Annotated in this window: 12 protein-coding genes; 2 read left to right on the plus strand and 10 right to left on the minus strand. The window is 63.6% G+C overall.

What is annotated here, in order from left to right:
• Nucleotides 1-17: 17 nt before the first annotated feature.
• Nucleotides 18-8,525 carry a GH36-type glycosyl hydrolase domain-containing protein gene (locus tag OC537_RS11010; RefSeq protein WP_262111217.1) on the plus strand — a complete coding sequence of 2,836 codons (8,508 nt, stop codon included), beginning with the start codon at nt 18-20 and terminating at the stop codon, nt 8,523-8,525.
• A gap of 54 nt (nt 8,526-8,579) precedes the next feature.
• Here OC537_RS11010 and OC537_RS11015 read toward each other — a convergent pair whose 3' ends face one another.
• A complete protein-coding gene (locus OC537_RS11015; RefSeq protein WP_106886082.1) occupies nt 8,580-9,305 on the minus strand; it encodes a Crp/Fnr family transcriptional regulator in 726 nt (241 codons plus the stop codon).
• Nucleotides 9,306-9,682: 377 nt separating this feature from the next.
• Here OC537_RS11015 and OC537_RS11020 point away from each other — a divergent pair, with 377 nt between their 5' ends.
• Nucleotides 9,683-10,015 (plus strand): hypothetical protein, encoded by a 333-nt coding sequence (locus tag OC537_RS11020; protein ID WP_262111219.1) that lies wholly within the window; start codon nt 9,683-9,685, stop codon nt 10,013-10,015.
• A 175-nt stretch (nt 10,016-10,190) separates the two neighbouring features.
• Here OC537_RS11020 and OC537_RS11025 read toward each other — a convergent pair whose 3' ends face one another.
• The 9 genes from OC537_RS11025 to OC537_RS11065 form a co-directional block, all read right to left on the minus strand.
• On the minus strand, nt 10,191-10,508 hold the full coding sequence (locus OC537_RS11025) for a BON domain-containing protein (protein ID WP_262111222.1): 318 nt from the start codon (nt 10,506-10,508) through the stop codon (nt 10,191-10,193).
• A gap of 376 nt (nt 10,509-10,884) precedes the next feature.
• The gene (gene accA / locus OC537_RS11030) at nt 10,885-11,835 is read right to left on the minus strand and encodes an acetyl-CoA carboxylase carboxyl transferase subunit alpha (protein WP_025327902.1); all 951 of its coding nucleotides are present in this window, start codon (nt 11,833-11,835) and stop codon (nt 10,885-10,887) included.
• Between the two features lie 16 nt (nt 11,836-11,851).
• Nucleotides 11,852-15,331: a DNA polymerase III subunit alpha gene (gene dnaE / locus OC537_RS11035; RefSeq protein WP_262111226.1), complete on the minus strand. Its 3,480-nt coding sequence runs from the start codon at nt 15,329-15,331 to the stop codon at nt 11,852-11,854.
• Nucleotides 15,332-15,333: 2 nt separating this feature from the next.
• Nucleotides 15,334-15,924 carry a ribonuclease HII gene (gene rnhB, locus OC537_RS11040; RefSeq protein ID WP_139745757.1) on the minus strand — a complete coding sequence of 197 codons (591 nt, stop codon included), beginning with the start codon at nt 15,922-15,924 and terminating at the stop codon, nt 15,334-15,336.
• An 80-nt stretch (nt 15,925-16,004) separates the two neighbouring features.
• On the minus strand, nt 16,005-17,144 hold the full coding sequence (lpxB, locus tag OC537_RS11045) for a lipid-A-disaccharide synthase (RefSeq protein WP_111909930.1): 1,140 nt from the start codon (nt 17,142-17,144) through the stop codon (nt 16,005-16,007).
• A complete protein-coding gene (gene lpxA / locus OC537_RS11050; protein WP_106886076.1) occupies nt 17,137-17,928 on the minus strand; it encodes an acyl-ACP--UDP-N-acetylglucosamine O-acyltransferase in 792 nt (263 codons plus the stop codon). The genes lpxB and lpxA overlap by 8 nt, the downstream gene beginning before the upstream one ends.
• 2 nt (nt 17,929-17,930) lie before the next feature.
• Nucleotides 17,931-18,392, minus strand: coding sequence for a 3-hydroxyacyl-ACP dehydratase FabZ (fabZ, locus tag OC537_RS11055; protein ID WP_010673414.1), 462 nt, complete (start codon nt 18,390-18,392; stop codon nt 17,931-17,933).
• 24 nt (nt 18,393-18,416) lie between these two features.
• Nucleotides 18,417-19,436: a UDP-3-O-(3-hydroxymyristoyl)glucosamine N-acyltransferase gene (lpxD, locus tag OC537_RS11060; RefSeq protein ID WP_106887881.1), complete on the minus strand. Its 1,020-nt coding sequence runs from the start codon at nt 19,434-19,436 to the stop codon at nt 18,417-18,419.
• A 3-nt stretch (nt 19,437-19,439) separates the two neighbouring features.
• On the minus strand, nt 19,440-19,952 hold the full coding sequence (locus tag OC537_RS11065; RefSeq protein WP_025327908.1) for an OmpH family outer membrane protein: 513 nt from the start codon (nt 19,950-19,952) through the stop codon (nt 19,440-19,442).
• Between the last annotated feature and the right edge of the window lie 114 nt (nt 19,953-20,066).

Below are 20,066 nucleotides of genomic sequence, written 5' to 3' on the forward strand. Positions count from 1 at the left end.
CGAGCAGGAGAGGGCCCATGAATGAGTGGTTAGCCGGATGGCTTGGCGTGCATAGCGCCACCGGTCCCTGGCAGAGCAAGGAGCCCATTCGTGAAGAGCTGTTCGGCATAGAGCGGCTGGAACTCCATGCCACTACCCTGGCGGAGGCGCAGCCGGTGACGGCGACCCCCATCTCTGTGCCCTCCCTGCATCTGCGGCTCAAGGCCAACGAGGCAGTGCTCTCTCGCGCCTACCGGAGCAGCGCCGCCGAGCTCGAGCTGGGTCATGATCTGACCCACGCGGCCGAGTGGTTCCTCGACAACTATCACCTGGTCGAGGCCCAGCTCTACGAGATCCGCAGCAGCCTGCCCGGCGGTTACTACCGTCAGTTGCCCAAGCTCGCCGCCGGCCCCTTCGCGGGCTACCCCAGGGTCTTTGGCATCGCCTGGGCCTTCATCGCCCACAACGACAGCCACTTCGACGCCGAGATCCTGAGCCGCTTCATCCTCGCCTATCAGCGCGTGCAGCCCCTGACCATAGGGGAGCTCTGGGCCGTGCCCATCACCCTCAGGATCGTGCTCATTGAAAACCTGCGCCGCCTGGTGGAGCAGATCACCCTGGCCCAGCAGATCAGAGCCGATGCCGATGCCCTCTGCACCCGGCTGCTCGTGGAGGGCTGCGCCGTCTCGGCACTCAACGAAGACATCGCCTCCCGGGCGAGCGGCCCGCTCTCGGAGCTGTTTGCCGCCCAGCTGGTCAAGCAGCTGCGGGATCAGGATCCCAACACCACACCGGCACTCGGCTGGCTGGAGGAGCGCCTCACCCGGCAAGGCCTGTCGGTGGAGGAGGTGGTGCAGCATGCCCAGCAGCGCCAGGGCGCCTCCAACGTCACCATTCGCAACGTCATCACCAGCATGCGCCTCATCTCCGGCATGGACTGGAGTGAACTCGTCGAGGGGATGAGCCTGGTGGATCATCAACTGCGCGCAGAGAGCCCCTTTGCCGAGATGGACTTCCCCACCCGCAACCTCTATCGCCAGGCCATAGAAGAGTTGGCCCGCTACTCCGACCACGGCGAGCTGGCGGTCACGGCCAGGGTCCTGGCCGCGACCCGGCTCCCACCGGAGGCGCAGCAGGACGAGATCCGGCGAAGAGCAGCGGAGCCCGGCTACCACCTGATCGCAGAGGGGCGACCCGCCCTCGAGGCCGAGCTCGGATTTCGCCCTCCCCTGCGCCTTCGCCTGCACCGCTTTTACGCCCGGCTCGGCATCCAGGGTTACATCGGCATCATCACTTTGCTGACCCTCTTTCTGCTGGCCCTAAGCCATCGCCTGCTCGTCTCCCCAGATGAACCCTGGTCACTCTGGATGGGGCTCTTCTTCCTGTTTACGCTCCTGCCGGCCCATGCCGTGGCTCTCTCCCTGGTCAACTATCTCATCAGCGCGCACCTGGTTCCCAGCCCCCTCCCCGCCATGGATCTCACCCACGGCATCCCGCCCTCGCTGCGCACCCTGGTGGTCATGCCGACCCTGCTGGTGTCGCCATCCGAGCTGCTGGCACAGGTCGAGCAGCTGGAGGTGCATCATCTCTCCGGGGTCAGCGGCGATATCAGCTTTGCCCTGCTCAGCGACGGTGTGGATGCGCAGCAAGAGCGGCTGCCGGGGGATGAGGCCCTGCTGGCGGCGGCACGCCAGGCCATTGCCCGGCTCAACGAAAAATATGGCCCTGGCCCCTCGGGGGATCGCTTCTGGCTGCTCCATCGCCACCGCAGGTTCAACCCGGGCGAGGGGTGCTGGATGGGGTGGGAGCGCAAGCGGGGCAAGCTCTACGAGCTGAACCGCTTGCTGCGCGGCGCGGCGGATACCAGCTTCATGGCGACGGACGGCCAGCCCCCCGCCATCCCCCAGGGGGTGCGCTATGTCATCACCCTGGACGCGGATACCCGCCTGCCAAGAGATGCCGCCAGCCGGCTGATTGGCAAGATGGCCCATCCTCTCAATCATCCCCACCTCGACGCCGGACGCCAGCGTGTCACCCATGGCTACGGCATACTGCAGCCCCGGGTCACCCCCTCGCTGCCGCTGGGTCAGGACGGCTCCTACTATCAGCGGCTCTACTCGGGGCCCGGGGGCATGGATCCCTATGCCGCCACCGTCTCCGACCTCTATCAGGATCTGTTCGGGGAGGGCTCCTTCACCGGCAAGGGCATCTATGACGTGGATGCCTTCACCGCCGCCCTGGCGGGGCGCGTGCCGGACAACAGCCACCTGAGCCATGATCTGTTCGAGGGGATCTTCGCCCGGGCGGGGCTCGCCTCGGATATCGAGGTCGTCGAGGAGTTTCCCTCCCGTTATGACGTCAGTGCCAAGCGCCAGCATCGCTGGACCCGAGGGGACTGGCAGTTGCTCGCCTGGATCTGCCGGCGCAGCCGCGGACAGGACGCCCTGCCGCTCATCGGGCGCTGGAAGATGTTTGACAACCTCTGCCGCTCCCTGCTGGCACCCAGCACCTTGCTGGCGCTGCTGGCCGGCTGGCAGTTGCCGCTGGGCACAGCAACAATCGCCAGCCTGTTGTTGTTCGCCGCCCAGGCATTGCCCCTCTTCCTGCCGCTGCTCTTCACCCTGATCCCTCGCAAGCGGGATATCCTGTGGCGCCACTACCTGGGGATGGTCGGCCAGAGGCTGCAACGGGCCTTCATGCAGGCCCTGCTCAGCCTGGTATTTCTGGCCGATCAGGCCTGGCGCATGACGGATGCCATAGTGCGCACCCTGTTTCGCCTCTTCCTCTCCCATCGCCACCTGCTGGAGTGGACCACCTCGGCCCAGAGTTCGGGTTCACCGCGCCTGGCCTGGACCGGGTTTTATCGGCTGATGACGGCCGGGGTGGTGCTTGCCATTGGGGTCTGCGGCCTCACCCTGCTGGGAACCCCCACCGCCTGGCCCCTGGTGCTGCCGGTCAGCCTGCTCTGGCTGCTGGCCCCGCTGGTGGCCTACTGGACCAGCCGCCCCCCCGACCTCGCCAGACAGATGAGCTGCACTCCCGCCCAGGCCGCCGAGCTGCGCCTGGTTGCCCGCCAGACCTGGCGCTATTTCGAGACCCTGGTCACCGATCTGGACAACCAGCTGCCGCCGGACAACGTGCAGGAGAGCCCGCAGGAGGTCATCGCCCATCGCACCTCCCCCACCAACATGGGGCTCTATCTGCTCTCCGCCCTGGCGGCCAATGATTTTGGCTGGACCGGGTGCTGCGCCACCCTCACGCGGCTGGAAACCACCCTGGCCGTGATGCAGCGTCTGCCCCGTTTCAAGGGTCACTTCTTCAACTGGTACGATACCCGCAGCCTGCTCACCCTGGAGCCAGCCTATGTCTCTTCGGTGGACAGCGGCAACCTGGCCGGCCACCTGCTGGTGGTCGCCACCGGCTGCGAGCGCTGGCAGCAACAGGCGGGGGACGGCGCCATTTGCAGCGGCATCCTGGATACCTGCCTGCTGGCGGAGCAGGCCCTGCAGGCTTACGCCATGAAGGAGAGCGGCCAGGTGCAGGCCCTCGGCGCCAACCTCAAGGAGATCCGTGGCCAGCTCGCCCGCCCCCTGTCGGCAACCCACCAGCTCCCGGTGCTCGCCCGGCTGACGGTGCAAGCCAGCAACACGGCGCACCAGCTCGATCTGCAGGCCTGTCAACGGGAGGGGGAGGAGCTCCTCTTCTGGCTGGAGGCCCTCAAGCGGGTGGTGGCCGAACATCTGCAGGACCAGGCCGCCGACCCCGAGATGCGCCAGCGACGGCTGCACGCCCTGGCAGCCCAGGCCCGCGCCCTCGCCATGGGGATGGACTTCGGGTTCCTGCTCAATGAGGAGCGCCGCCTGCTCTCCATCGGCTACTCCCTCTCCGACAACCGGCTAGACGGCAGCTGTTACGATCTGCTCGCCTCGGAGGCGAGGCTGGCCAGCCTGTTTGCCATCGCCAAGGGGGATATCGTCACCAGCCACTGGTTCAGGCTGGGACGGGCCGCTACCCCCCTGGGCACAGGGGCCGCCCTCATCTCCTGGTCCGGCTCCATGTTCGAGTACCTGATGCCCGCCCTGGTGATGCGGGCCCCGGTCGGCTCGCAGCTTGAGCAGACCAGCAGGCTGATCGTCGACGCCCAGATCCGCTACGGCCACGCCCTCGGCATCCCCTGGGGCATCTCGGAGTCCGCTTACAACGCCAGGGACATGGAGTTCACCTACCAGTACTCCAATTTCGGCATCCCCCAGCTCGCCCTCAAGCGCGGGTTGGCCGAGGACAAAGTGGTCGCCCCCTATGCCACCGGGCTGGCCGCCATGATCAACCCGGGGGCGGCTCTGGCAAACTTCCAGCGGCTGGCCGCCATGGGAGGCCGCGGCCGTTACGGCTTCTACGAGGCCCTCGACTTTACCCCCTCGCGCCTGCCCGACAGCCAGCAGGTTGCCATAGTGCAGAGCTTCATGGCCCACCACCAGGGGATGACCATAGTGGCCCTCGCCAACGCCCTCCACGGGGGGCAGATGCGCGCCCGTTTCCATGAAGACCCCATGGTGCAGGCCTGCGATCTGCTGCTGCAGGAGCGGATCCCCCAGGACATGGCCATCGTTCGGCCCCACGCCGCCGAGATCAAGGCCTCCCTCACCCAGAGCGGCTTCGAGGTGAGCTCGGTGCGCCGCCTCTCCTCGGCCAGCCTGGGAGCCCCTGTCACCCACCTGCTCTCCAATGGCCGCTACTGCGTCATGCTCACCGGAGCGGGGGCGGGCTACAGCCGCTGGCGCCACATCGCCATCACCCGCTGGCAGGAGGACGCCACCCGCGACCACTGGGGCTCCTTCCTCTTTCTCCATGATGTCCAGAGCGGTGAGACCTGGTCCCCCTGCGCTCATCCTCTTGGCAACTCGGATCCGAAGGGAGAGGTGGTTTTCTCCGAGGATCGCGCCCAGTTCGTTCATCATCACGATCGCCTGACCACCACCCTGGAGGTGCTGGTCTCCGGTGAGGCGGACGGGGAAGTGAGGCGCATCTCCCTGAGCAACCGCGGTCGCCGCCTTCGTCATATCGAGCTCACCTCCTATGCCGAGCTGGTGCTGACCACACCGGAGGCGGATCGCGCCCACCCGGCCTTCAGCAAGCTCTTTGTGGTCACCGAATACCTGGCAGAGCTGGGGGCCCTGATCGCCACCCGGCGGCCCAGATCCCCCGAGGAGGAGGAGGTGTGGGCCGCCCACTTCATCATCGTCGAGGACCATCTGGCCGGGACCCTGCAATATGAATCCGACCGTGCCCGATTCATCGGCCAGGGGCGCACCCTGGCCACCGCCCACGCCTTGCAGCGCCATGTCCCCCTCTCCAACACCACGGGAACCGTGCTCGACCCCATCTTCGCCCTGCGCCAGCGGGTCCATGTCCTGCCTGGCAGCAGCACCCATGTCGCCTTCTGGACCCTGGTGGCCCCCTCTCGGCCGGCACTGCTCGATCTCATCGATCAGCACCACAACCGCCACGCCTTCCAGCGGGCCAAGACGCTGGCCTGGACCCAGGCGCAGGTGCAGCTGCACCATCTCAACATCCAGCCCTCCGACGGGGCCAACTTCCAGCGGCTGGCCGCCCCCCTGCTCTATGGGGATGCCCGATTCCGCGCCGCCTCGGCCACCATAGCCCGTGGCCTGACACGGCAATCGGCCCTCTGGCAACAGTCCATCTCGGGGGATCTGCCCATCATGCTGCTGCGCATCGACGATGTGGAGGATCTGGCCCAGGTGCATGAGCTGCTGCTGGCCCACGAATACCTGCGGATGAAGCGGCTGGCCGTGGATCTGGTGATCATGAACGAGCATGTCTCCACCTATGTGCAGGATCTGCAAAACGGCATAGACACCGCAGTGCGCAGCAGCCAGTCCCGGCCGCGCTTCCATGCCGAGCTGGCCCAGGGCTCCGTCTACACTGTGCGCCGCGACCTGATGAGCGGCGAGCTGTGCGAGCTGCTGTACGCCGCGGCGCGGGTCGTGCTGATAGCGCGCCGCGGCCCCCTGCAAGAACAGCTCGCCCGCCTCAAGGAGCCGCCACCTCGGCCCTTCCCGGTCACCCCCGCCAAGGCCCACGGCCAGGCGCCCATCAAGCCCCCCCATCACCCGGAGCTGGCGTTCTTCAATGGCCTGGGGGGCTTTGCCAGGGAGGGGCGCGAATACGTCACCCTGCTCAGCGGCGAGCAGACCACGCCGGCCCCCTGGATCAATGTGATCGCCAACTCCGGCTTTGGCTTCCAGGCCTCCGCCCTCGGCAGTGGCTACACCTGGGCCGGCAACAGCAAGGAGAACCAGCTGACCCCCTGGTCCAATGACCCTGTGACGGACCCCGCCGGCGAGGCCATCTACATTCGCGACGAGGATAGCCTGGCGCTGTGGAGCCCCACAGCCCAGCCCATCCGCGACGGGGGTCAGTATGTCGCCCGCCATGGCTTTGGTTACAGCCACTTCGAGCACCAGGCCCACGGCATCCACAGCGAGCTGCTGCAATACGTGCCGGTGGCGGACCCCGTCAAGATCTCTCGCCTGACGCTGCACAATTTGACCGGCAACGCCCGCCGGCTCTGCATCACCTGCTATGCGGAGTGGGTGCTGGGGGCCTCCCGCGCTGCCAGCGCCCCCTTCATCACCACCCGGATGGACGAGCAGACCGGGGCCATGCTGGCCCGCAATCCCTGGAACGCCGCCTTCCCCGAGCGGGTGGCCTTCCTCGACCTCGGTGGCAGACAGACCAGCTGGACCGGCGATCGCAGCGAGTTTCTCGGATACCAGGGCCAGCTCGCCGCCCCGGCGGCGCTGCAGGGCGGCCGGCCCCTGTCCGGCAGAACCGGGGCCGGCATAGACCCTTGCTCGGCGCTGCAGACTCACGTTGATCTGGCGCCAGGCCAACGGCTGGAGATCCTGGTGCTGCACGGTCAGGGGGAGTCGGATGAGAAGGCCTCTGCCCTCATACTGCGCTATCGCCAGGATCTCGATGAGGTACTGGAACAGGTCGAAGCCCAATGGCAGGGGCTGCTTGGCGCCGTGCAGGTCAAGACGCCCGATCTGGCCATGGACTTCATGCTCAACGGCTGGCTGCTCTACCAGACCCTGGCCTGCCGGCTCTGGGCCCGCTCCGCCTTCTATCAGGCGGGAGGGGCCTATGGTTTTCGCGATCAGCTGCAAGATGGCATGGCCCTGGGGTTCGCCGCTCCCCGGGATACCCGGCAACACCTGCTGCGGGCGGCGGCTCGCCAGTTCGTGGAAGGGGACATGCAGCACTGGTGGCTGCCGCACTCCGGTCAGGGGGTGCGCACCCGGATCTCGGATGACAGGGTCTGGCTGGCACTCGCCACGGCCACCTATGTGCGCAGCAACGCCGATGACGCTGTTCTCGAGGAGCAGATCCCCTTCCTGGAGGGCCCCTCCCTTGGGCCGGATCAGCAGGATGCCTTCTTCCTGCCCCAGGTCTGCGAGGAGGTCGCCTCCCTCTATGAGCACTGTGCCCGCGGTCTGGATCAGGCCATGGCGCTCACCGGCAGCCTGGGGCTGCCGCTCATGGGATCGGGGGACTGGAACGATGGCATGAACCGGGTCGGCAGTGCCGGCAAGGGAGAGAGCGTCTGGCTGGGCTGGTTGCTGCTGCGCACCATCAGTCTGTTCGCCCCCCTGGCCCGGGCCCGTCACGACGGCCGTGCCGAACGCTGGCTGGCTCACGCCGAGCGGATCGGGGCAGCCCTGGAGCAGCATGCCTGGGATGGCGCCTGGTATCGTCGGGCCACCTTCGACGACGGCACCTGGCTGGGAGCGAGAAAGAGCCCGGAATGCCAGATAGACGCCATCGCCCAATCCTGGGCCGTTCTCTCCGGCGCCGCCGATCCGGCCCGGGCCAGGATGGCCATGCAGTCCCTGGAGCGGCATCTGGTGCGCTACGAGGAGGGCCTCTCCCTGCTGTTCAGCCCGCCATTCGACACCCTGACCCAGGACCCCGGCTACATTCGCGGCTATCCCCCGGGGCTTCGCGAGAACGGCGGTCAATATACCCATGCCGCCGTCTGGGCCGTCCTGGCTTTTGCCCGCCTGGGGGAGACGGACAAGGCCTGCCGGCAATTTGCCCTGCTCAACCCCATCAACCACGCCCTGAATGGCTCGGCCATGGCGCGCTACAAGGTGGAGCCCTATGTCATGGCGGCGGATATCTACTCGGTCGCCCCCCATCAGGGCCGGGGTGGCTGGACCTGGTACACGGGGGCGGCAGGCTGGATGTATCAGGCAGGGCTCGACGGCATACTGGGCATCACACGTGAGGGGCAGGCTCTGCTCATCACCCCCAGGCTGCCCAGCCATTGGCCCGGATTCAGCGTGGAAATCTCCCTGGAGAACTGTCACTACAGGATAGAGGTGAGTGCCGAGCCCCCATCAGGGCAGCAAGAGGGAAGCGTTCGACTCGATGGCGTGCTCCTGGCGCCAACCCCCCTGCCACTGCGCATCCCTCTTCAGGAGGGGCAGCACAGGCTCGAGATCACGCTGGCGCGCTGACGGCCACCCCATGGCCGTCAGGGGAGGCTATCGGAGTCCGGGTATGGGGTGTATTCAGGGCTTGGGGACTATGGGCAGATAGGGCAGCAGCCGGTCCGTTTCGGCCTTGACCACCGCATAGCATTCGCAGCTGAGCTGCTCCAGCTTGGGCCTGTCCAGCACTGTGATGTGGCCACGGCGGTACTCTATCACCCCCAGCTTTTGCAGCTTGCTCGCCGCATCCGTCACCCCCTCCCGCCTGACCCCCAGCATGTTGGCGATCAGCTCCTGGGTCATGGAGAGCTTGTCGCCCGAGAGCCTGTCGAGGGAGAGCAGCAGCCAGCGGCAGAGTTGCTGATCGATGGAGTGGTGACGATTGCACACCGCCGTCTGCGCCATCTGGGTCAAGAGCGCCTGGGTGTAGCGCAGCACCAGGTGCAGCATGTCGCCGTGCAGATTGAATTCGCTTTTGAGCAACTGCCCTTTCAGTCGGTAGGCATGGCCAGCACTCTGTACCAGGGCGCGGCTGGTGGTGCTTTCGCCCCCCATGAACAGGGCCACCCCGATCAACCCCTCGTTGCCCACCACGGAGATCTCCGCCGAGGCGCCGTCTTTCATCACATAGAGCAGGGAGACGATGCAGTCGATGGGAAAATAGACATGGCGCAGGGCGTCGCCCGATTCGTACAAGACCTTGCCCAGGGGTAAATCTATGTATTCGAGGTGCGGCAGCAGACGCGTGTAGACCTCGGGGGGCAGGGCCGCCAGCAAATGGTTCAACCGCGGATGATGCTCAGGCATGTCTCTCTCTCCAGGTGGCGACTCACACGACAATTCAATCAAGGCTAAAGATAGGGCAAACCCACGACCTGGGCTAACGTATCGGCGCCATCACCACCGAACCGCCCGCAATACCCGAGCGGCCATATGTCCGTCATTCACACACTCCCTGTTATGTGTCCTAACGTACCGACACAACAATACGGATGAGGCATATTGAGGTCGTTCTGACACCCACAGACGCAGTGGGCGGCATGCTTGTTCGGGTGCCACTGCATCGCACAGCCAATCGCAGTCATTGCTCGACATCAGGGCGCAATGGGACTGCCACCCCATCCACCTAGAGATGCCAGAGGGAGCGCCCCTCCCCCGGCACACAGCGGATATGGAGAAATATCATGAGCCCAGCTGAAAAAAGCGCCTCAGTCACCAAAGAGGACGCCAGCGTCATCCCTGCCGGGGAGAAGAGAGAGGCAGACCATGCCGCTCACAACATCAACTCCACGGTGAAGCAGATGACCGAGAACACCCACGGTGCGGTCGACAAAGTCGCCAAGGCGGTCAATTCAACCGCCAACGTCTTGAGCGAGAAAGGCAATGAGATAAAGGAGGCCAGAGCCTCCAACCTCAAGGAGCTGCGCGGCAAGATCAAGAGCAACCCCATGGGCAGCATCGGCATAGCGATCGCCATCGGCTTTATCGCCAGCTGGCTGCTGGCCGCCATTTTCTAGCAAAAAGCCCCCGGGCCCATCTCCTGGGTCCGGGGGCCATTTCATTCAGCCTGTGGCGCAAGCAAAAGAGATCCCTGCAGCGGCAAGGGGACAGCAGGGATGTGTCTGGGGATCTATGTGGATCAGGGGCGGCTATACCCGCCCCTTGTATTTTTTGGTGGCTGCGTTTATGGCATCACTTCAAACGCAGGTCATTTTTGACTGATGTGACGCCATTAACCCCGCTGGCCACCCTGCTGGCTCTGTCGATACTCGCCTTGGAGCTGACAAAACCGCTCAATTGCACCACCCCTTTGAAGGTTTCTACATTGATTTCTGCCGATTTAAGTTCGGGGTCGGAAAATATCGCAGAAATCACCTTGGTGGTGACCACAGAATCATCGATATATTCTCCCGTTCCTTCCTTGCTGGCCGTTGAAGCACAACCCACGGTGACGACTGACAACAACAGGGCGGCAACGAATGTCTTGGTAAAGCTGTTAGGTTTTTTCATAACGAGCTGACTCCATTTCGAGTAAACATGACGCTGGCAATATCTGGATGATTGCCAACCATGGCGCCCTGCCTCTCACACCACAGAGCTGTCATCGTTGATGCAGGCTGAATGAATGGAATATCGGCGGCAACCTGTATACCTGATACCCACGCTATTCCCCTTCTCCCTCCCCGTCTGTACGCTGGCGAACAAAGCCGTCCTGCTTTTCCACCTGGGTTCCGCCGAACCCACCCCACTCAATGCCACGCACCATCAAGGGCGATAAGGCACCCCGCCAGCAAGGCCCCAAGGTTCAGCCCAAAAAAGAAGGCCCCCGCATCAGCAGGGGCCTTCCGGCACTTTTCAGGCACTCTTCAGGGCACAAGGCCGGGCATCAGCAGTAGCCGTAACCCAGCAGGCGCTGGTAGCGCTGCTCCAGCAACTGGTCGCTGTCCAGCGGGCGCAAGGCCGCCAGGTCTTGCTTGATGCGATCCTTCAGGCGCTGGGCCATCAGCTCCACGTTGCGGTGGGCGCCGCCGAGGGGCTCTTCGACGATGCTGTCGATGAGTTTGAGCTCCTTCAGGCGCTGGGCCGTGATGCCCATGGCATCGGCGGCCACCGGTGCCTTGTCGGCGCTCTTCCACAGGATGGAGGCGCAACCTTCCGGCGAGATGACGGAGTAGGTGGAGTACTGCAGCATGTTGACCCGATCGCCGACACCGATGGCCAGTGCGCCGCCGGAGCCGCCTTCACCTATCACGGTGCAGACCACGGGCACTGTCAGGCCGGCCATGACTTTCAGGTTGCGGGCGATGGCCTCGGACTGGCCACGCTCCTCGGCACCCACGCCGGGGTAAGCGCCCGGGGTGTCGATGAAGGTGATGATCGGCATCTTGAAGCGTTCGGCCATCTGCATCAGGCGCAGGGCCTTGCGGTACCCTTCCGGGCGCGGCATGCCGAAGTTGCGACGGATCTTCTCCTTGGTCTCGCGACCCTTCTGCTGACCAATCACCATCACGGGCTCGCCGTCCAGGCGGGCTATGCCGCCGACGATGGCCTTGTCATCGGCGTAGGCGCGATCACCGGCCAGTTCGTCGAAGTCGGTGAAGATCTGCTCGATGTAGTCGAGGGTGTAGGGGCGCTGGGGATGACGCGCCATCTGGGACACCTGCCAGGCACCCAGATCGCCGAAGATCTTCTTGGTCAGCTCTTCGTTTTTCTTCTCCAGCCGACGGATATCTTCGCTGAGATCCACGGCACTGTTGTGCTCGCTCACATGGCGAAGTTCATCGATCTGAGCCTGCAATTCGGCGATCGGCTGTTCAAAATCCAGAAAAAGACTCATAGGGACAATAGATCCTCTAATCAAAAACCAATTCAACCCGCTCTCGTCCAAGCAGGACTCGCAAGTCATCTATCAGTTGATCGGTGGGCGTCACCCGCCACTCGGTACCGAGCGTCAATCGCGCCCGGGAGCCGGGCCGACGATAGTTTACCTGAACCGGACAGACTCCGGCACGGGCGGGCTCCAAAATCTCGCACAAACGCGGGAAAAAGCGTTCGTCAATGCGTTGTTCATCGAGAGAAATGCGGATCGCCCTGGCGAAACGCTCCCTCGCATCGTTGATATCCAGCAATTCGCGGGCCGACATTTTAAGGCCACCGGAGAAGTCATCAAAGCTGACCTGTCCAGAAACCACTAAAATACGGTCTTTTTGCATCAATTCTTCGTATTTTTCCAGCGCTTCACTGAACAGGGTCACATCCAGACGGCCGGATCTGTCGTCCAGGGTGAAGATCCCCATCTTGTTGCCGCGCTTGGTCACCATGCTGCGGGCCGCGATCACCAGCCCGGCTGCCGTGGTCACCGTATCCCGGGAGGTGGGATGCAGATCGCACAGACGGCCCGAGGTGTAGCGACGCAGCTCGCTGCTGTACTGGTTGATGGGGTGACCGGTGAGGTAGAGCCCGAGGGTCTCGCGCTCCCCTTCCAGCCACACCTTGTCGGGCCAGTGCGGCACGTTGGCGAACGCCTTCTTGACGTCGTCTATCTCCTCGGTGAGCACCCCGAACATGTCGACCTGCCCCACCGCCTGGGCCTTGGCGTGCTGCTCGGCGGCGCGCATGGCCTCTTCCAGCGTCGCCATCAGGGCGGCACGGTGCGGGCCCAGTCGGTCCATGGCGCCGGAGAGGATGAGTTTCTCCATCACCCGCTTGTTGAGCTTCTTGATGTCGACTCTGTTGCAGAAGTCGAACAGATCCCGGAAGGGACCGTCCTGATCCCGGGCGCTGAGAATGGCATCTATGGGGCCTTCGCCGACCCCTTTCACCGCGCCTATGCCATAGACGATGTGGCCATCTTCGTTGACGCTGAACCGGTAGCGACCTGTGTTCACGTCAGGGGGTATGACGGTCAGCCCCATGCGCTGACACTCGTCCACCAGCGTCACTATCTTGTCGGTGTTGTCCATGTCGGCGGTCATCACCGCCGCCATGAACTCGGCCGGGAAGTGGGTCTTGAGCCAGAGGGTCTGGTAGGAGACCAGCGCATAGGCGGCGGAGTGGGACTTGTTGAAGCCGTAGCCCGCAAACTTCTCCACCAGATCGAAGATCTTGATCGCCAGCTCGCCGTCGACGCCGTTCTTGACCGCCCCTTCCTCGAAGCCGGAACGCTGCTTGGCCATCTCGGCGGGGTTCTTCTTGCCCATGGCCCGGCGCAGCATGTCCGCGCCGCCCAGGGTGTAGCCCGCCAGCACCTGGGCTATCTGCATCACCTGCTCCTGGTAGAGGATGATGCCGTAGGTGGGCTCCAGTATGGGTTTGAGGCTCTCGTGCTGCCACTTCTCGTCCGGGTAGGATATGGCCTCCTTGCCGTGCTTGCGCTCGATGAAGTTGTCCACCATGCCGGACTGCAGCGGGCCCGGACGGAACAGGGCCACCAGGGCGATCATGTCTTCGAAGCAGTCGGGCTGCAGCCGCTTGATGAGATCCTTCATGCCGCGGGATTCGAGCTGGAATACCGCCGTGGTCTCGAAGCGCTGCAGCAGCGCGAACGACTTCTTGTCATCGATGGGGATGGCGGCGATGTCGATCGGCGGCTTGCCCTCCTTGGCCAGGCGCGGGTTGATCATGCCGAGCGCCCAGTCGATGATGGTCAGGGTGCGCAGCCCCAGGAAGTCGAACTTCACCAGACCCGCGTACTCCACGTCGTTCTTGTCGAACTGGGTAACAGGGTGATGGCCGGAGTCGTCGCAGTAGAGCGGCGCGAAGTCGGTGATCTTGGTGGGGGCTATCACCACACCACCTGCGTGTTTGCCGGCGTTGCGCACCACCCCTTCCAGCCGGCGCGCCATGTCGATGAGATCCTTGACCTCCTCGTCCTGCTCGTAGAGCTCCGGCAGCTTGGGCTCGGCTTCGAATGCCTTGGCCAGCGTCATGCCCGGATCCGGCGGAATGAGCTTGGAGATGCGATCCACGAAACCATAGGCGTGGCCCAGCACCCGGCCCACGTCCCGCACCACCGCCTTGGCCGCCATGCTGCCGAAGGTGATGATCTGGGACACCGCCTCCCGGCCATACATCTCGGAGACGTGCTCGATCACCTCGTCCCGTCTGTCCATGCAGAAGTCGACGTCGAAGTCGGGCATGGAGACCCGCTCGGGGTTGAGGAAACGTTCGAACAGCAGATCAAACTCGAGGGGATCCAGATCGGTGATCTTGAGGGCGTAGGCCACCAGGGAGCCCGCGCCAGATCCCCGGCCTGGGCCGACGGGGATGCCGTTGTCCTTGGACCACTGGATAAACTCCATCACTATGAGGAAGTAACCCGGGAAGCCCATCTGGTTGATCACCTTGAGCTCTATGTCGAGGCGCTCGTCGTATTCGCCACGCTTGGCGGCGCGCACTTGCGGATCCGGGAACAGGAAGGCCAGACGGTCCTCCAGCCCCTCCTTGGACTTCATCACCAAGAAGTCTTCGGTGCTCATGTCGCCGGTCGGGAAGTTCGGCAGGAAGTATTCGCCCAGACGCACAGTCACGTTGCAGCGCTTGGCGATCTCCACCGTGTTTTCCAGCGCCTCGGGAATGTCGGCAAACAGCTCGCACATTTCCTCCTGGCTGCGCAGGTACTGCTGCGGGCTGTAGCGGCGCGGACGGCGCTTGTCCATCAGGGTGTAGCCGTCGTGGATGGCGACCCGGATCTCGTGAGCATCGAAGTCATCGGCCCCGAGGAACACCACCTCGTTGGTGGCCACCACGGGCAGCTCGAACTCGGCGGCGATGGCCACCGCCATGTGCAGGTAGACCTCTTCATCGGGTCGGCCGGTACGCAGCAGCTCCAGGTAGTAGGCATCCGGGAAGTGAGTCCGGTAGAAGGCGAGGCTCTGCTCCACCATCTGGCGGTTACCCTTGAGCAGGAACTTGCCGAGATCCCCCTCGCGACCGCCTGAGAGCACTATCACCCCCTTGGCATGTTCGACCAGCCAGCCCTTGTCGATAACAGGGCGCCCCTGCACGTGACCGCGCTGGTAGCCGCGGGAGATGAGCAGGGTGATGTTCTGGTAGCCGTCGTTGTCCATGGCGAGCAGGGTGAGGCGGAACTGCTCGTCGCCGAGCTCATCGCTCTGCACCCAGAAATCCGCCCCGACCAGAGGCTTGATCCCCTTGCCATGGGCCGAGCCATAGAAGCGCACCAGGCCGCACATGTTCATCTGGTCGGTCAGGGCCAGGGCCGGCATGTTGTTGGCCGCGGCTGCCGAGACGATGGGGCCAATCTTTTGCAGGCCATCGACCATGGAGAAGTCGGAGTGGACCCGCAGGTGGACGAAGCGAGGATCGGCCATGGTTATTCGATCCCCAGCGCCCGGCGCACCGGTTTGAAGCTCTGCCGATATTCGGGCAGGGGGCCGCGCTCGGCCAGAATGGCGAGGTGTTCGGCGGTGGGATAACCCTTATGGCGGGCGAAGCCGTACTCGGGATGACGGCTGTCCAGCTCTGTCATCTCGGCGTCACGGGTCACCTTGGCGAGGATGGAGGCGGCACTGATGGCGGCCACCAGGCTGTCGCCCTTGACCACGGCGCGCGCTTCCATCGGCAATGCCGGGCAGCGGTTGCCGTCGATAAAGACCAGCTCGGGGGTCATGGAGAGGCCCGCCACGGCGCGCTGCATGGCCAGCATGGTGGCGTGCAGTATGTTGAGCTGGTCGATCTCATCCGGGGTGGCGCGGCCAATAGACCAGGCCAGGGCCTTTGCCTTGATCTCGCCATACAGGGCGAGGCGCTTCTTCTCGGAGAGCTTCTTGGAGTCGGCGAGGCCTTCAATGGGATTGGCGGGATCCAGGATCACCGCGGCGGTGACCACGTCACCCACCAGGGGGCCACGGCCCACCTCGTCAACCCCTGCTACCAGCTTGTCTTGTGGAATATCGATCGTCATATCACAGGCCTTGAATCAAAACCGGCCCCGCAGGGCCAGTATCAGCACAACATAACGCCAAAAGCGCGCCGCCAGCCACCCTAGCTGTCGAGCAGCTCGGCCACCGCCTCGGCGGCCTGCACATCGGCGTTGCAGCGGATCTTCTGGTGCAACTTGGTGAAGGTGGCGATGAGCTCGCTGTTGTCGTGCTCCAGCAACTTGCTGACCTCTTCCACCAGATTGGCCGGGGTGCACTCATGCTGGATGAGCTCGGGCACCAGCATCCTGTCTGCCAGCAGATTCGGCAGGGAGACGTACTCCGTCTTCACCAGCCACTGGGCCAGCCAGTAACTGAGCGGCTTGAGCTTGTAACCCACCACCATGGGCCGCTTCACCAGCATGGCTTCCAGCGCGGCCGTGCCGGACGCCAGCATCACCACGTCGGCGGCTATCATGGCCTCACGGCCCTGACCGTCCAGCAGCACCATATCGAGATCCGGCGCCACTTCGGCCTTGATGGCGAGGAACTGCTCGCGCCGCGTCTCGTTCACCAGCGGCACTATGAAGCCGAGATCCGGGCAGTGCACTGTCAGGTGCTTGCACGCCTCGAGGAAGACGGGGGACATGAAGCCGACCTCGGCGCTGCGGCTGCCCGGCAACACCGCCAGCCAACGGCGGCCCGGCTCCAGGCCGAGTGCCTCGCGCATCTCCTGCTGATCCGGCACCAGGGGAATGTCGTCCGCCATGGTGTGGCCGACGAAGCGACAGGGGGCATCGAAACGGTCGTAGAAGGCTTTCTCGAACGGCAGGAAGGCGAGCACCATGTCGGTGGCGGCCTTGATCTTGTGAATGCGGCCCTGACGCCAGGCCCAGACAGAGGGGCTGACATAGTGGACCGTCTTGATACCGGCGCGGCGCAGTTTCAGCTCCACCCCGATATTGAAATCAGGTGCATCCACCCCGACGAAGATGTCAGGAGGGTTGGCAATAAAATGGCGCAGCAGCTCGCGGCGCACCTGGAGGATCCGGGGCAGACGTCCCAGCACCTCGCTGATGCCCATAACGGAAAGCTCTTCCATCTCGAACAGGGCCTTGACGCCCAGGGCCTGCATCCGCGGCCCGGCGATCCCTTCGAACTGGGCATCGGGATAGCGAGCCAGCAGCTCGCGCACCAGACCGGCAGCCAGGATGTCGCCGGAGGTCTCTCCGGCGACTATGCCGATGCGGATAGGCTTAGGCACGGATGATCCCGCGCTCATTGCCCTTGAGGAAATCCACATAGAGCTGGACGGCCGGCTCGGTGGCCGCCATCTCGCTCAGTACCGGCAACACCTCTTCGATGGTCTTGCCGGAGCGGAAGATCTCCTTGTAGGCACGCTTGACGGCCGAAATGGCTTCAGCGCTGAAGCCACGACGACGCAGCCCTTCGGAGTTGACCCCGAACGGCTTGGCGTAGTTGCCGGCGGCCATCACGTAGGGCGGCACGTCCTTGTTCAGGGCGGCGCAGCCACCGACGAAGGCGTGGGAGCCGACGCGGCCGAACTGGTGAATGGCGGACAGACCGCCGAAGATCACGAAGTCACCTATGTGAACGTGGCCAGCCAGGGTCGCGTTATTGGCGAAGATGCAGTTGTCACCGATCATGCAGTCATGGGCCACGTGGACGTTGACCATGAAGAGGTTGCCGCTGCCGACCCGGGTCAGGCTCTGATCCTGGGTGGTGCCGCGGTGCACAGTGCAGTTCTCGCGAAACACGTTGTTGTCGCCGATCTCGAGGAAGGTGCGCTCACCGGCGTACTTCTTGTCCTGGCAATCCTCACCTATGGAGGTGTGCTGGAAGATCTTGTTGCCGCGGCCGATCTTGGTCGGGCCCTTGATCACCACGTGGGAAGCCACCCAGGTGTCGTCACCTATCTCCACCTCGGCACCAATGACGGTAAAGGGGCCGATTTCCACCCCTTTGCCGATCACGGCAGACTCATGGACGATGGCGGTATCGTGGATGATGGCAGTCTGGTCGATCACGGTTACACCTCGCGTTTGGCGCACATCAGTTCGGCGGTACAGACTACTTCACCGTCGACAGTGGCAACGCCGGTGAACTTGGCGATGCCGCGACGCTCCTTCAGGAACTCTACGTCGAGCACCAGCTGATCGCCAGGGCCGACCGGACGCTTGAAGCGGGCGTTGTCGATGGAGGCGAAGTAATAGAGCTCGTTGGGGGACGGCTTGCCCACCATGGTAAAGGCCAGGATACCGGTCGCCTGGGCCATGGCCTCCAGGATCAGCACGCCGGGGAACACCGGCTTGGCCGGGAAGTGCCCCTGGAAGATCGGCTCGTTGAACGAGACGTTCTTGATGGCGCGCAGGGTCTTGCGCTCATCGCTGATCTCATAATTTTCCACCTTGTCCACCATCAGGAACGGATAACGGTGGGGCAGCAGATCCATGATTTCCTGGATCCCCAGGCTTTTCTTTTCAGTAGTCAAAACAGTACCCTATACCAATCGTGATTATTCTTGATCCAGCTTTTTCTCAAGTCGGCTCAACCGCTTGTGCATCTCTTCGATACGCATCACCCGGGCGGCGGTCTTACGCCACTCTTTATTGGTTTGCAGGGGGATGCCGGAAGAGTAGATGCCGGGCTCGGTAATGGGTCGCATCACCATGGCCATACCGGTGACGGTGGCCTGGTCGCAGATCTCCATGTGCCCGTTAAAGACGGAAGCGCCGCCAATGATACAGTATTTGCCGACCTTGAGACTACCGGCCATCACGGTCGAGCCCGCCACGGCAGTGCCGTAGCCAATCTCGACGTTGTGGGCGATCTGGCACTGGTTGTCGATGATGACGTTGTCCGCGATGCGGGTGTCTTCCAGGGCACCGCGGTCTATGGTGGTGCAGGCACCGATTTCCACCCGGTTGCCTATGGTCACGCCACCGAGCTGGGGGATCTTGATCCACTCGCCACGCTCGTTGGCATAACCGAAACCGTCGGCCCCGATCACGGTGCCGGCTTGCACCAGACAGTCCGTGCCCAGGGTCACGTTATGATACAGGGTGACGTTGGCCCACAACCGGGAGCGTGCTCCCAGTCGGGTATTCTTGCCAACGAAACAGCCCGGACCTATGCGGACATCATCCCCCAGCACGACGCCGGATTCGATGACCGCATTGGCGCCGATGGCCACTCTCTCGCCCAGTTGCACATCCGCCGCTATGACGGCACTCGGATGTATATCCGTGGCCGGCTGCGGTGTGGTGTCCAGCAGTTGGGCTACCCGGGCAAACCCCACATAGGGGTCTTTGAGCACCAGGGCATTGGTGGGGCAAAACGGCAGGTCCGCCTCAGTGATGAGCACGGCAGTCGCCTTGCTCTGCTCCAGGAAATGCCGGTACTTCTTGTTGGACAGGAAGGCAATCTCCCCCTCCCCGGCTTTTTCCAGTGTCGCTACCTTGCGGATTTCCCGGGTCCCATCCCCATGGACCTCGGCCCCCAGTTGCTGGGCCAGCTGTGCGAGAGTGAATGCCATCAATTAGTTGCTCTTGCTTACCTGAGAGATAACCTGGCTGGAGATGTCCAGCTTGCTGGCGGCATAGGGAGCAGCATTGCGCTCCAGCACCAGATCATAGCCATTGCTCTTGGCGATGGAATCGATGGCAGCCTGCACCTTGGTCAGGATCTTGTTGCGCTCTTCAGCCTGACGACGGCCGTTGTCCTGCTCGAACGCCTGACGCTTCTGGTTGAACTCCATCTGCAGCTTGGCCAGCTTCTCCTGGTTCTGCTTCTTCTGCTCGTTGCTCATGAAGGCTTCGTCCTTCTTGAACTTCTCGACCAGAGCCTGACCGTCGGATTCCAGTTTCTGCAGCTCGCGCATGCGCGGCTCGAACTCACCCTTCAGCTTCTTGGCCACGGCTTCACGCTGGGGCAGCTTTTGGAAGACTTCGCCCATGTCTACCACGGCGATCTTGGTCTCAGCCCAGGCGGAGCCCATACCGGCAGCCATCAGTGCAAAACTCAAACCAGCTACTTTCAACGCTTTATTCACACTTACTCCTTGGTCCCTCGGTCGAGGGCTACCTGATTTACCTGATTGTGCAAGCGATCTCTGGGACCGGCTTGTTACCTGGTGAGGCACGCAAGCTGCGCGTCCCATCATTGA

Source organism: Aeromonas sp. Marseille-Q5825 (assembly GCF_946892685.1).
In the GTDB taxonomy this organism is placed as follows: domain Bacteria; phylum Pseudomonadota; class Gammaproteobacteria; order Enterobacterales; family Aeromonadaceae; genus Aeromonas; species Aeromonas rivipollensis.